The 12,955-nt window shown below is 66.9% G+C and carries 15 protein-coding genes and 1 pseudogene; 10 read left to right on the top strand and 6 right to left on the bottom strand.

All coding sequences use genetic code 11. The annotated features are described in order from the left end of the window. The 3 genes and pseudogenes from ACN4F8_RS19695 to ACN4F8_RS19685 all read right to left on the bottom strand — a co-directional run. Nucleotides 1–110: pseudogene (locus tag ACN4F8_RS19695) on the bottom strand (alkene reductase); the annotation flags it as partial. Nucleotides 111–180: 70 nt separating this feature from the next. Continuing rightward, nucleotides 181–1,089 (bottom strand): ribose-phosphate diphosphokinase, encoded by a 909-nt coding sequence (locus ACN4F8_RS19690; protein ID WP_419475126.1) that lies wholly within the window; start codon nt 1,087–1,089, stop codon nt 181–183. A gap of 26 nt (nt 1,090–1,115) precedes the next feature. Beyond that, nucleotides 1,116–1,835, bottom strand: coding sequence for a GntR family transcriptional regulator (locus tag ACN4F8_RS19685; protein WP_419475125.1), 720 nt, complete (start codon nt 1,833–1,835; stop codon nt 1,116–1,118). Between the two features lie 65 nt (nt 1,836–1,900). On the opposite strand from ACN4F8_RS19685, the gene ACN4F8_RS19680 reads away from it, so the two are divergent. From ACN4F8_RS19680 to ACN4F8_RS19650, 7 genes are all read left to right on the top strand, one after another. Next, nucleotides 1,901–3,337, top strand: coding sequence for a Rieske 2Fe-2S domain-containing protein (locus ACN4F8_RS19680; RefSeq protein ID WP_419475124.1), 1,437 nt, complete (start codon nt 1,901–1,903; stop codon nt 3,335–3,337). After that, nucleotides 3,334–4,809, top strand: coding sequence for a glutamine synthetase family protein (locus tag ACN4F8_RS19675; RefSeq protein WP_419475123.1), 1,476 nt, complete (start codon nt 3,334–3,336; stop codon nt 4,807–4,809). Before ACN4F8_RS19680 ends, ACN4F8_RS19675 begins: the two co-directional genes overlap by 4 nt. A 9-nt stretch (nt 4,810–4,818) precedes the next feature. Then, nucleotides 4,819–5,142, top strand: coding sequence for a 2Fe-2S iron-sulfur cluster-binding protein (locus tag ACN4F8_RS19670; RefSeq protein WP_419475122.1), 324 nt, complete (start codon nt 4,819–4,821; stop codon nt 5,140–5,142). 55 nt (nt 5,143–5,197) lie between these two features. Further along, a complete protein-coding gene (locus ACN4F8_RS19665; protein ID WP_419475121.1) occupies nt 5,198–5,899 on the top strand; it encodes a fumarylacetoacetate hydrolase family protein in 702 nt (233 codons plus the stop codon). A 120-nt stretch (nt 5,900–6,019) separates the two neighbouring features. Continuing rightward, on the top strand, nt 6,020–7,066 hold the full coding sequence (locus ACN4F8_RS19660) for a TRAP transporter substrate-binding protein (protein ID WP_419475120.1): 1,047 nt from the start codon (nt 6,020–6,022) through the stop codon (nt 7,064–7,066). Nucleotides 7,067–7,143: 77 nt separating this feature from the next. After that, on the top strand, nt 7,144–7,698 hold the full coding sequence (locus ACN4F8_RS19655; RefSeq protein ID WP_419475119.1) for an NUDIX hydrolase: 555 nt from the start codon (nt 7,144–7,146) through the stop codon (nt 7,696–7,698). Nucleotides 7,699–7,733: 35 nt separating this feature from the next. Further along, nucleotides 7,734–8,918: an MFS transporter gene (locus ACN4F8_RS19650; RefSeq protein WP_419475118.1), complete on the top strand. Its 1,185-nt coding sequence runs from the start codon at nt 7,734–7,736 to the stop codon at nt 8,916–8,918. On the opposite strand, the gene ACN4F8_RS19645 is transcribed toward ACN4F8_RS19650, so the two are convergent. Beyond that, nucleotides 8,915–9,229: an ATPase with chaperone activity gene (locus ACN4F8_RS19645; RefSeq protein WP_419475117.1), complete on the bottom strand. Its 315-nt coding sequence runs from the start codon at nt 9,227–9,229 to the stop codon at nt 8,915–8,917. The genes ACN4F8_RS19650 and ACN4F8_RS19645 overlap by 4 nt on opposite strands. A gap of 81 nt (nt 9,230–9,310) precedes the next feature. Here ACN4F8_RS19645 and ACN4F8_RS19640 point away from each other — a divergent pair, with 81 nt between their 5' ends. Together ACN4F8_RS19640 and ACN4F8_RS19635 are read left to right on the top strand one after the other, a co-directional pair. Beyond that, nucleotides 9,311–9,466: a hypothetical protein gene (locus tag ACN4F8_RS19640; RefSeq protein WP_419475116.1), complete on the top strand. Its 156-nt coding sequence runs from the start codon at nt 9,311–9,313 to the stop codon at nt 9,464–9,466. 1 nt (nt 9,467) lies between these two features. Next, nucleotides 9,468–10,022, top strand: coding sequence for a pyridoxamine 5'-phosphate oxidase family protein (locus tag ACN4F8_RS19635; RefSeq protein WP_419475115.1), 555 nt, complete (start codon nt 9,468–9,470; stop codon nt 10,020–10,022). A 3-nt stretch (nt 10,023–10,025) separates the two neighbouring features. Here the strand turns inward: ACN4F8_RS19635 and ACN4F8_RS19630 are convergent, their stop codons facing one another. After that, complete coding sequence (locus ACN4F8_RS19630; protein WP_419475114.1) at nt 10,026–11,975, bottom strand: response regulator; 1,950 nt, start codon at nt 11,973–11,975, stop codon at nt 10,026–10,028. Between the two features lie 123 nt (nt 11,976–12,098). Between ACN4F8_RS19630 and ACN4F8_RS19625 the strand changes: the two genes are divergently transcribed. After that, nucleotides 12,099–12,575 carry a hypothetical protein gene (locus ACN4F8_RS19625; RefSeq protein ID WP_419475113.1) on the top strand — a complete coding sequence of 159 codons (477 nt, stop codon included), beginning with the start codon at nt 12,099–12,101 and terminating at the stop codon, nt 12,573–12,575. A gap of 113 nt (nt 12,576–12,688) precedes the next feature. Here ACN4F8_RS19625 and ACN4F8_RS19620 read toward each other — a convergent pair. Beyond that, a partial coding sequence (locus ACN4F8_RS19620) for a group II intron maturase-specific domain-containing protein (RefSeq protein ID WP_419475112.1) occupies nt 12,689–12,955 on the bottom strand: 267 nt, incomplete at its 5' end.

Below are 12,955 nucleotides of genomic sequence, written 5' to 3'. Positions count from 1 at the left end.
AGCGGCGTGGGCACGGCGTTGGGCGCGCGGTTGCGCGTGAGCGGTGCCATGACGATGCGGTTGGCCAGCGCAATGCTGCCGGCGGTGATGGGTTCGAACAGTGATGCCATGTGAGAGGTTCCGGGTGCGGGAAGGAAAGCGCCCGAGGGGACGCTAGGGAAAACCCGGATTTTGCGCGGCTCACCCGATCGCCACACCCAGCCCTTGCAATGACCTCACCACCTCAGGGACGATGCTGACGGCATTTGACGGATGCGAAATGCAGTCGGTGCTCCAGATCTCACCCACCCCCGAGCTGCGCACCAGCTGCACCGCACCCGGGGCAAACAGCGCGTGCGTCACCGCCACGTCCACCGAAACCGCACCCGCCGCGCGCAGCTTCACCGCCGCGCGCGCCAGCGTGTGGCCCGAGCTCGCCACATCGTCCATGAGCACCACGGCGCGGCCCGCCACCGGCAGCTCGGGCAGTTCGATGTCCACGTCCCGGTCGCCGTGGCGCGTCTTGCGGCACACCGCGTGGTCCCAGCCATGACGCTGCGCAGCCAGCGCCACCCACTGCAGCGCTTCTTCGTCGGGGCCCATCAGCAGCGGGTGCTGGCGCTGGGTGGCGATGTGGTCGGCCAGCAGCGGCGCGCCGCTGAGCGCGATCGCGTCTTTCACCGGCATGGCTTCAAACAGCGTGGCCACGCGGTGCAGGTGCGGGTCCACCGTGATGATGGCGTCGAACAGGCCCGCGAGAAAACCACCCACGATGCGCTGGCTGATGGCCTCGCCCGGGTTGAACTCGATGTCTTGCCGCATGTAAGCCATGTACGGCGCCACCAACGTGAGGTGTTTCGCACCCAGCCGGCGGGCGGTTTGCGCGGCGAGCAGCACTTCGAGCAACTTTTCATTCGGCTGCTGCAGGCCGCGCCAAAGCACCACGCGATCGGGCAGTGTGGCGGGCAGGCGCAGCCGAGACTCGCCGTCGGGGAAGCGGTGGCATTCGATCACCGCCAGCGCGTACCCGCCGGCCTGGGCCGCGGTGCGCGCAATGCCTTCTTCGTTTTCAAAGCACAGCAGCGTGCCCTGGCCGTTGGTGTGGTTCATGGCCGGCACGATACACCGGCGCTGTGTCAGCCAACGACCAGGCGCATCACCGGCATCACCCGCTCGGACTCCGCACGCCGCTCCAGCGCCAGGCGCATGTTCATCTGCGCCACCTCGGTGTGCTCCACCGCCAGCGCCTGCGCCCGCGCGCCTTCGCCTCGCTGCAGGGCACCAAACAGCATGTGGTGCTGGCGGTGCGCGTAGAGCATCCAGTCGCGGTCCAGTGCCACCGTGCCCTGCATGGGCAGCATGGCCGAGGCCGGGGCGAACGGCAGCTTGTCGTTGAGGGCGACGGCGCGTTGCAAGGCGCGGTTGCCGCAGGCCTCCAGCAGCAGGGCATGAAAGCGGTCGTTCATCACCGCGTAGGCCGCGTAGCTCTCGATGGTGAGTGGGCTCTCAGTCAGCAGCCGGTCGCCCTCGTCCAGACAGGCCTGCAACTGCCCCTGCAACTGGCGCGACACGCCGTGCTCGGCCACCAGCCGCGCGGCCATGCCTTCCAGGTGGCCGCGCACGGCGATCGCGTCGGTCACTTCCTGCGCGGTGAACTGGCGCACGAGGTACTTGCCGGTCTCGTTGGCTTCCACCAGACCCTCCTGCTCCAGCGTCACCAGCGCGGCGCGCACCGGCGTGCGCGAAGCGCCCAGCCGCTCGGCGAGCTGCTGCTCGGCCAGGCGGTGCCCGGGCTCGAACTGGCCGCTCAGGATCAGGTCGCGCAGTTGCATCAAAACGGTGTCTTGCAGGCTCATGGCGCAAACTGTACACTGAAAAATATAAACGGGATACCGTTTGAATCACGCCCACCGGAGCCCCCATGAAAGCCGAACTCAACCAGCGCCTGACCCAGGTCGGGCCCCGCACCCCCGGGGGTGAACTCTTGCGCCGCTACTGGCAACCGGTGGCCCTGCTGGACGAATTCGATCCCGCGCTGGACCCGGCCATGGCCGTGCGCCCGGTCAAGGCCGTGCGTGTGCTCGGGCAGGACTTCGTGCTGTTCCGCGATGCGCAAGGCGCCTACGGCCTGCTCGACCGCGACTGCCCGCACCGCGGCGCCGACCTCGCCTTTGGCCGCAACGAGGGCGACGGCCTGCGCTGCCCCTTCCACGGCTGGAAGTTCGACACCACCGGCCAATGCATCGAGACCCCGGGCGAGCCCGCTGGCAGCACACTGTGCACCCGCATCCGGCAGCGAAGCTACCCGTTGGTGAACAAGAGCGGCGTGCTGTTCGGCTGGTTCGGCCCCGAAGACCAGACGCCACCGCCCTTCCCCGCGCTGGACTGTTTCAACGCCCCGGCCTCGCACACCTTTGCGTTCAAGGGCTTGTGGGACTGCAACTGGCTGCAGGCGTTCGAGGTGGGCATCGACCCGGCGCACGCGTCGTACTTGCACCGCTTCTTCAACGACGCGTCGCTGGACGACAGCTACGGCAAACAGTTTCGCGGCGCGAGTGCGGGTGACGTGGGCGGCGAGCGCTGGCCCATGACGCGGGTGATGCGCGAATTCGGCCAGCCCTTGATCTCGTTTGAAGCCCAGGCCCACGGCCTGCAGCTCACCGCGCTGCGCCCCATGACGGCCGAGCTCACGCATGTGCGCGTGACCCACGCGGTGTTCCCGCAGACCTTCGTGATCCCGCTCTCCGAGACCATGACGATCACGCAGATGCACGTGCCAGTGGACGACACCCACAATTACTGGTTCGCCTTTTTCACCAGCTTCACCGGCCCGGTGGACAAGGAAGCCATGCGCGCGCCCCGCCTGGCCGCCGTGACCCTGCCGGACTACAAACCGAAAACCGGGCGCCACAACCACTGGGGCTTCAACCCGCAAGAACAACAGACCCGCACCTACCTGGGCATGGGCGAGGACGACATCAACGTGCACGACCAATGGGCCTGCGAGAGCATGGGCGCCATTCAGGACCGCACGCGTGAACACCTGGGCACCACCGACAAGGTGATCATGGCCAACCGCCGCATGCTGCAGCAAGCCATCGACACGGTGGAACAAGGCGGCACGGCCCCGGGCATTGCCGACCCCACCCTGTTTGAGCAGATCAGCGGCCCCGACACTGTGGACGGCATCGCGCCAGCGCAGGGTTGGCAAGCTTGGTGGCAACACGCGGTGCGCACCCGGCGCGAGGCTGCCCCTTGGAGCGCTCAACCTTCCGTTCGGGCTGAGCCTGTCGAAGCTCCTCCACAGGTGCTGGTGAACCCTTCGACAAGCTCAGGGCGAACGGGAGTCACTGGATGACGTTCGCCGAACGCTGCGGCATCCACACCGCCGCCCGCGAGGCAGCTTGCGTGCGCCTGATCAAACGCATCGAGGCCAGTGGTGTTGAACTCGTGCGCATGGCCTGGTGCGACACCCACGGCATGCTGCGCGGCAAGACCCTCACCGCCACGGCGGCCATGCACGCGCTGCAGGGAGGCGTGGGCATGGTGGGCACGCTGATGCTCAAGGACACGGCCGACCGCACCGCGTGGAAGGTGTTCGAGCCCGGCGGCGCCGACGACCTGCCCGGCTTTGCCGGCGCGGCCAACCTCATGCTGCTGCCCGACCCCGAGAGCTTCACCGAACTGCCCTGGGCGCCCCGCACCGGCTGGCTGCGCTGCCAGCCCTGGTTTGCCGACGGCAAGCCCGTGCCGCTGGACACGCGGCGTGTGCTGCAGAACGCGCTGGCCCGCCTGGGTGAGGCGGGCTATGGCCTCAAGACCGGGCTGGAGGTCGAGTTCCACATCTACCGCATCACCGACACCCAGCCCCAACTCAACCCCGAACTCGCCGGCTGGCCCGGCCTGCCGCCCACGGTGGAGATGATCCACCCCGGCTACAACCTCCAGGCCGAGGCCATGGTCGACATGGCTGACGAGCCGCTGCGCATCGTGCAGCGCACCGCGCAGGCGCTGGGCTTGCCACTGCAGTCGCTGGAGATCGAACTCGGCCCAAGCCAGGTGGAAGCCGTGTTCGACGCCACCGACGCACTCACCGCAGCCGACCAGATGGTGCTGTTTCGCAATGGCGTGCGCCAGGCGCTGCGCCGCGCGGGCTTTCACGCCACCTTCATGTGCCGCCCGCCGTTTCCGCACATCATGTCCAGCGGCTGGCACCTGCACCAGTCGCTGGTGGACCTGAAGACCGGGCGCAACGCGTGTGTGCGCGACGCCCCTGCGCCCGAGACCACAGCACTCGATGCGCGGCACACCCTGTCGGACGTGGCCAGCCACTGGCTAGCCGGCTTGCTGGCGCACGCGCGCGGCATGACGCCGCTGTGCACCCCCACCATCAGCGGCTTCGCACGCTTTCGCCCCAACGCGCTCGCGCCGCAGGCCGTGCTCTGGGGACGCGACAACCGGGGCGCCATGCTGCGTGTGGTGGGTGGCGCGGGCGACAAAGCCACGCGCATCGAGAACCGCATCGGTGAACCTGCAGCCAACCCCTACCTCTACATCGCCGCGCAGATCCATGCCGGGCTCGATGGCCTGCACCAGCGGCTGCAGCCACCGCCCGCGAGCGAAACGCCCTACGCCGACGGCAGCGAGAAAATACCGACCTCGCTGCCCGAAGGTCTGCTGGCGCTGGAATCCGATGCGGCCTTGTGCGCAGGCTTCGGACGCGACGTGGTGCGCCATTTCTGCCGCGTGAAACGCAGCGAGATCGAGCGCCACGCACAGGCCGAGGACAAGACCGACTTTGAACGCCGCGAGTACTTCGCCCGCACTTGAAACACACCCATGATTTCCATCCGCTTCATCCACCCCGACCAGACGCAACAAGACATCCAGGCCCGCCCCGGCGACAGCCTCATGAAGGCCGCGGTCGACGCCAACGTGAAAGGCATCGAGGCCGACTGCGGCGGCAGCCTCACCTGCGCCACCTGCCACGTGATGATCGACGCGCCGTGGTCCCGCCTGTTGCCCCCGCCCGTGCCCGATGAGCTCGACATGCTCGATTTCGCTGCCAGCCCGGTGGTGCAGCAAAGCCGCCTGAGCTGCCAGGTGCGCCTCACCGCCGAGCTGGATGGCCTGGTGGTGCGCCTGCCCGCGCAGCAACACTGATGGCACACTGACGGCCCCGGCGACTCCCACCCCCGACCACCCACTTCAGCACACCATGCCAGAGCACCACGCCTTCACGCCACCCGCCACCGTCTCCGTGCCCGTGGTCGGCATCCCCGAGCGCTTTCCGGTGCACCGCATCTACTGCGTGGGCCGCAACTACGAAGAGCACGCCAAAGAGATGGGCTTCACCGGCCGCGAGCCACCGTTCTTTTTCCTGAAGCCGGCAGACACCATCGTGGTGGCCGAGCCTGGCCAGACCGCCAGCACGCCCTACCCCAGCCTCACCAGCAACCTCCACCACGAGATCGAACTGGTGGTGGCCATCGGCACCGGTGGCAAAAACATCCAGGCGGCCGACGCCGCAAAACACATTTACGGCTACGCCGTGGGCCTGGACATGACGCGCCGCGACCTGCAGGGTGAAATGAAAAAACAGGGCCGACCCTGGTGCATCGGCAAGGCCTACGACCACTCCGCGCCCATCGGGCCGATCACGCTCGCGGCCAACGCGGGTGATGTGAACAACGCGCCCATCTGGCTGCAGGTCAATGGCAGCGACCGCCAGCGCAGCAACGTCAACAAGCTGATCTGGAACGTGGCGGAAACCATCGAACACCTCTCGGCCGCCTGGGAACTGCAACCCGGCGACCTCATTTACACCGGCACGCCCGAAGGTGTGAACGCGGTCGTGCGCGGCGACACGCTGGTCGGCGGCGTGGACGGTCTCACCCCCATCAGCGTGTCCATCGGCTGAAGCACCCATCGGGTTCTACGCAGTACCCCCAATGCGCCCTTGCGGGTTTGACCTCTGATCGCCCGCGCCGCCTCCCCCTATCCTCGATCCACTTTTTCATCGACCTCAGGAGACCTTTTCATGATCCAGCGCAGAACCTTGCTCCAGACCGGCGCCGCCGTTGCTTTGGGTGCCCCCGCCCTGGTGGGCCTGGCCCAGCAGAGCGTCACGCTCAAGTTCCACACGTTCATGGCGCCACAGTCCAACGTGTGGCTGAACATGCACAAGGCGTGGATGGACCGCGTGGAGAAGGATTCGGGCGGTCGTATCAAGTTCGAGGCTTACCCGGCCATGCAGCTGGGTGGCTCGCCGGTGCAGCTGTTCGACCAGGCGCGCGACGGCGTGGTCGACATCGTCTGGACCCTGCCGGGCAACACGCCGGGCCGCTTTCCGCGCATCGAGGTGTTCGAGCTGCCGTTCATGATGAACAACGCCGAAGCCACCTCCAAGGCCTACTGGGAATACGTGCAGACGGTGGCCAAGGACGAGTTCAAGGACGTGCAGCCCATCGCCCTGCAGGTGCACGGCCCCGGCATGTTCCACATGCGCAGCAAACAGATCAAGACCGCCGAAGACCTGCGCGGCTCCAAGGTGCGTGGCCCCACCCGCCAGATCACCAAGATGCTCGGCTACCTGGGCGCCACGCCCGTGGGCATGCCGCTGCCGCAGATCCCCGATGCGCTGTCCAAGGGTGTCATCGACGGCTGCGTGATTCCCTGGGAGGTCGTGCCCTCGGTCAAGGTGCAGGAACTCACCAAGTTCCACAGCGAGTTCGACCCCGCCGGCGGCGCGCTCTACACCACGACCTTCGTGATGGCCATGAACAAGGCCAAATACGCCAGCCTGCCGCCCGACCTCAAGGCCGTGATCGACAAACACTCCGGCATGGAAACCTCGGGCTGGCTGGGCAAGACGCAGCAAGCCGGCGATGTGGCCGGACGCGAGTCGGCGGTGAAACAGGGCAACACGATTTACACCATCCCGGCGGCCGAAGCGCAGGAGTTCCGCCGCAAGGCGCGCCTGGTGGAAATCGAGTGGGTGCAGGACATGGACAAGCGCGGCTTCAACGGCAAGGAACTGCTGGACACGGCCAAAGCCTTGATCGTCAAACACGGCAAAAAAGCCTGAGGCCAATCCTCTCCAGAAAGCCGGGCCTTGCAGCCCGGCTTTTTTTCGCCTTCATAACGGCCCGCTAAACTGTTTGCATGCTTCGCCCCCCCGCCAAACACTGCCGCAACTGCGGCACCGCCGTCGACATCCGCCTGCCCGACGACGGCGACACCAAACCCCGCGCGGTCTGCCCGGCCTGCCACCTGGTGCACTACGACAACCCGCTCAACGTGGTGGGCACGGTGCCGGTCTGGGGCGACAGCGGTCAGTACGTGTTGCTCTGCAAACGCAACATCGAACCCCGCTTCGGCAAATGGACGCTGCCGGCCGGCTTCATGGAGCTCAACGAAACCACGGCCGAAGGCGCGGCCCGCGAGACCAGCGAGGAAGCGGGCGCGCAGTTTGAAATGGGTGAGATCTTCACGCTGATGAACGTCTCGCGCGTGGGCCAGGTGCACATCTACTACCGTGCGCGCTTGCTCAGCGACGTGTTCGATCCCGGGCACGAAACCATCGAAGCGCGGCTGTTCACCGAAGACCAGATTCCCTGGGACGAGATCGCGTTTCGCACCGTCAAGGAAACGCTGGAACACTACTTCGCCGACCGCCGTAAAGGGCACTTCGGCTTCCACGCCTTCGACATCGCCTGACACCCGGCAGTCCGGTCATTCCACTCCGTGCGCGCATGACCGCCCCCCGCACCTGGCCGTTGGTGCTGCGCCTGGGCACCGCGCAGACCCTGGCCTGGGGCTCCACCTACTACCTGCCCGCCCTGCTCGCCCGGCCCATGGCCGACGGCCTGGGCCTGCCGATCTCGCAGATCTGGATCGCCTTCACGGTGGCCTTGCTGGCCTCGGCCGCACTCGGCCCGTTCGCCGGCCGCGCCATCGACCGCTGGGGCGGCCGCCCGGTGCTCATGGGCACCAACGTGCTGTTCGCCCTCGGCCTGGCCTGTTTGTCGCAGGTGCAAGGCAGCACCAGCCTCATGCTGGCCTGGCTGCTGATCGGCATGGCCATGGGCAGCGGGCTGTACGAAGCGGCGTTTGCCGCCCTGGTGCGGCTGCAGGGCACACAGGCGCGCGCGGCCATCACCGGCATCACGCTCATCGCAGGCTTTGCCAGCACGGTGGGCTGGCCGCTCACGGCCCTGCTGGAGGCCGAATTTGGTTGGCGCGGCGCCTGCCTGGCGTGGGCCGGCCTGCACCTGCTGGTGGGGCTGCCGCTGAACGCCAGCATTCCGCGCGCGGCGGCACTGCCTGAGCCATCCCGGGCCGTTGAAGCAGACGCACCCGCTGCCCTGCCCCACACACCACCGCCCAGACACACAGCCTGGATCTTGTCCTACGTGTTCGCCGCCACCTGGTTCATCAGCACCGCCATGGCCACGCATTTGCCGCAGCTGCTGGTGGCCAGCGGCGCCACGCTGGCCGGCGCGGTGGCCATCGGCGCACTGGTGGGCCCGGCGCAAGTGGCCGGGCGCATGCTGGAGTTCGGCTTTCTGCGCCGGCTGCACCCCTTGCTGTCGGCGCGCGCCGCGGCCCTGGCCCACCCGGTGGGCGTGGCCTGCTGGATGCTCTTCGGGCCGGTGGCCGGGTCCGCATTTGCCCTGCTGCACGGCGCGGGCAACGGCATCCTCACCATCGCCAAAGGCACGCTGCCGCTGGTGTACTTTGGCCCGGTGGGCTATGGCCAGCGGCAGGGCATCATGATGGCGCCCTCGCGCGTGGCGCAGGCCTTTGCACCACTGCTGTTCGGCCTGTGCATCGAGCGCTGGGGCTCGGGGGCGCTGTGGATTTCGGGTGGGTTGGGTCTGAGCGTGCTGGCAGCGCTGCTGTGGCTGCGCACCGGGGCGCCGAAACCAACGATCTAAGGCTGAAGACCGGCGTCGCTCCAGCCCAGCAACTCGGCCAGGCGGCGCACCACCCACACCGACTCGGGCTCGTTCACCACCGCAGGCTCCACGCGCAAGCCTTGCAGGCAGCGCGTGAGCACATCGCTCTCGGCTATGCCCAGGCTGAACTCCATGTTGCGCGCGGTCTCGGTCAAGAGCTGGGCCATGTCTTCACACAGCTCGTAGCGCGCGGCCAGCTCGTCGCGCGGCAAGCTCAGCTTCTGGCGGCCGGGCAGCACATACAAGGCCATGAAGGAGGCGGGGATTTCGATCTGGTATTCATCGGACATACCGCACTGTATTGCACCGGCATGGGCCTTCAGGCACGATGCACCGGCTCCACAACGTTCCACCTTCGCGAGGCACACGGCATGGGAATCTGGCTCGAACTCGGCGTCTTTCTGGTCATCTTGGGCTTTGGTGTCTGGCAGTTGTATGACGTGAAAAAAGTGATCCGTGAACGTGAAGAGCGCCAGGCGCGCGAGAAGGCCGCCGCCGCGTCGGCTTCACCGCCTGCCGAGCATTGACATGCGCCCGGAGCCAGCGAGCACCGCCGCCGACATCCACCACCGCATCTGGACCGAACTGCAGCGCGCCACGGTGGACCGCCACCACGAATGGCGCACGCCAGTGCTGGCCACCACCGGGCTGGATGGCCTGCCGCAGGCGCGAACCGTGGTGCTGCGCGGCGCAGATGCCAGAGCGTTGCAACTCACGTTCTTCACCGACAGCCGCAGCCCGAAGGTGGCCGAACTCCAGGTGGCCCCATCCGCCGCTCTTGTTTTCTGGAGCCAACGCCTGAGCTGGCAACTGCGCGTTCGGGTCGGCACGCGGGTGCACACCGCCGGAGCCCTGGTGGACGCGGCGTGGTCACGCGTCAGCCAGTCGGCTGCAGCGAGCGACTACCTGAGCCCGCACCCGCCGGGCTCACCCCTGCATCCACCCACTGCCGACACCGCTGGCACTCACCACCTGGCCGTGGTGACCGCGCGCATCGAACAGCTCGACTGGCTGGAACTGGCCCGCGAGGGCCATCGGCGTGCGCGCCTGACGCCCGACACGATCGAGTGGCTGGTGCCCTGACCGTCAGTTGGGTCGTGGCGGCCCGAGCACGGCACGCGCCAGCCGGTCCACCGCCGCAAACAATTCTTCCACCGTGTTGGGCTTGTAGATCAACTCACTGACACCCGCTGCAGGCGCTTGGGCGCGCAGTTCTTCGGAGATGTAGCCCGAGGTGATGGCCACGGGCGAGTCGGGACGCAGTTCCCGCACAGCGCGCGCGAAATCCAGTCCCGACATGCCGGGCATGTTGTAGTCGGTGATCACGAGGTCGAAAGGCTCGGCTTGGTCTCGAACCGCAGCCAGTGCCTGCGCCGCATGCGTGAACACCGTGACCCTGTAACCCTCGCGCTGGAGCAGGCGCTCCATCAGGAACGCGATCATTTCATCGTCGTCCACGTACAGGATGTGAGCCCTCCCGGGTGCCGCAGCTCTCGGTGGGCGAACCTGCTGCGCCATGGGTGCCACCGCAGGCGACGCTGCGCCCTCCACCGCGGGCAGATAGACCGAGAAGGTCGATCCTTCGCCCGGCGCGCTCTGCACCTGCAGCACAGCGTCGTGATCGCGCAAGATGCCGTGCACCACCGCCAGGCCCAGCCCGGTGCCCTTGCCAGGCGGCTTGGTGGTGAAGAACGGCTCGAACATACGCGCGCGCGTCTCGTCACTCATGCCTTGTCCGTTGTCGCACACGGTCAGCCTGGCCCAATCGGTCAGCGTTGCGTCCGCCGCGCCAGGACTGCCCTGGTGAGCTTCCAGCCGGATCGCAACACGCCCTTGCGCAGCACCGCGCACCGCCTGCCATGCGTTGGTGCAGAGGTTGAGCAACACCTGTTCGATCTGGGTCGCATCGGCCAACACGCAGGGAACACCGTCGCCGATGTGCAAGCTCAGATCGACCCCCGCAGGCAAGGTGGCGCGCAACAAACGCAACGATTCTTCGACCACCGGCGCCAGCTCGATCACCTGCCGCTCCAGCAACTGGCGCCGGCTGAACGCCAGGATCTGCTGCACCAGATCGCGTGCGCGCCGGCTCGCCTTGCGAATCTCCGTGAGGCTGGTGCGCGCCGGGCTGTCGGCGGGCACATCGTCCAGCGCCAGTTCCACATTGCCGATGATTGCGGCCACGATGTTGTTGAAATCGTGTGCCACACCGCCCGCCAGCGTGCCCAGGGCCTCCATCTTTTGCGACTCGCGCAGCTGGGACTGCAACTGTGCCCGGATCGCCTCGGAGTCCCGCCGTTCGGTCAAGTCGAAGTCGATGCAGTAGAACTCGGGCTCGCGACCGGGAATGTTCAGGTAAACGTGGCTGGAATACACGTCCACCGACGTGCCGTCCTTGCGGCGCAAGGTCAGGTCGGCAGCGGGAATGGGCAGGCCGCTTTCGATCATCTCGGTCACCGCGCCGACCACCCCTGTGTGCATCTCGGGCGGAATGATCAGGTCCAGCAAGCTCCGGCCAATCGCCTCGCTGGCCGAGTAGCCATACAGGCGTTCCGAGGCCTGATTCCAGTAGCGGGTGGTCAGGTCCAGCCCATAGCCTTGCACCGACACATTGGGCACGTACTCCAGCAGTTGCCGGAACCGTGCCTCGCTGTCGCGCATGGCATCACTGGAGCGCTTGCTGTGGGTCATGTCCACAATGACCGTGCTCCAGACCACCGTGCCGTCAGCCAGGCGCTGCGGCCTTCCCACACCGTGCAACCACTTGCGCTGGCCTGAAGCCGTGGTGATGCGCCATTCGTGCACCCAGTCCTCCAGCGTGCGCGCGGAGTCCAGCACCGACGCCCGCATGGCCGGCACGTCTTGCTCGTCCACCATGGCCCACAACACCTCGGCGTCGTGCTCCACCGCCTGCGGCGTCACCTCCCACAGCTCCTGGCAGCCCTGGCTCATCCAGCCGATGCGGTGCTCACCACCAGGCGCCAGCACATATTGCAACAGCGCGCCAGGCATGTGTTTGGCCATCGCAGCCAACATGGGCCCTCGAGCAAGTGCATCAGGATCGGATCTCAAATTCAAGGCCGGCCTCCGCTGCGTTGGTGACAGTCCGTACAGTATCGACTGCTTGTGCAATTTCGTTCAACGCCCCCTCGCAGACCCATGACCTTTGAACCCAACGAACCCATTCAACAAGACCGCCTCTGGAGCGACGGGCACTGGACGGCCCGCGTGATCAAGAACGAGGACGACGACGGCTGGGCCGTTGCCATGCACCTCGATGGCGCCACCGAGCCCGCCCTGGTGGGCCCCTGGACCATGGGCCGCGACAAGAAGAACCCCAAGCCGCTGGACACCGCGGCCTTCAATACGCTGGTGAAAACCGCCAAGGAAGTCATCCGCCGCTCAGAGCAGCAACTGCATGCGCAGCTCAACAAGAATGTCACCGTGACGGTCGACGGACAGCGTGTTCGGGTCGCACTGGCCATCGTGCCCGACGAGGAAGGTGCCACCGCCACCCTGAGCGCAGTGGATGGGTTCGACGAAGAACTGGCCCGTGTGCCCGCGCCACCAACCTTCAAGCTCAACGTCGACAGCGCCCAGGCCTGGATTGCGTCCGGTTTCGCGCGGCCGCGCTGAACTTCAGGCATTCAAATGCCTTGAAATCGGCATAGGGGGCCTCCATGTTCGGAGGCACCCCTGCCACACCACCCGGCGTGCGGGTCCGCACCGGGCGGTTCGAAAGCTTGAGGTCAGGACAGCCTTGGCATCCCCAGCCCATCAAAGTACGCAATGGTCAACGCGCTGTTGAGCAGCTTGGCGCTATTTCGCCACCATCGGTGGCAGTTGCCTGCCACCTGTCTGGCCGTATCCTCGTTGACCCCCAGCGCCCTGAGTTCAGAGTAGATCTTTCGGGGCCTCCTCCAGTGCCTGAGCTGGATGGCCCTCAGCCGATGGCGCAGCCACTCATCCAGCTCTCGCCAGACTTTGGGCGTTTGCGCCAGCTCGAAGTACGCCTT

The organism is Hydrogenophaga sp. (genome assembly GCF_048549895.1).
Taxonomy (GTDB): Bacteria; Pseudomonadota; Gammaproteobacteria; order Burkholderiales; family Burkholderiaceae_C; genus Hydrogenophaga.
Note: the sequence above shows the minus strand (reverse complement) of the source record. Positions and strands in the feature narration are given on the sequence as shown.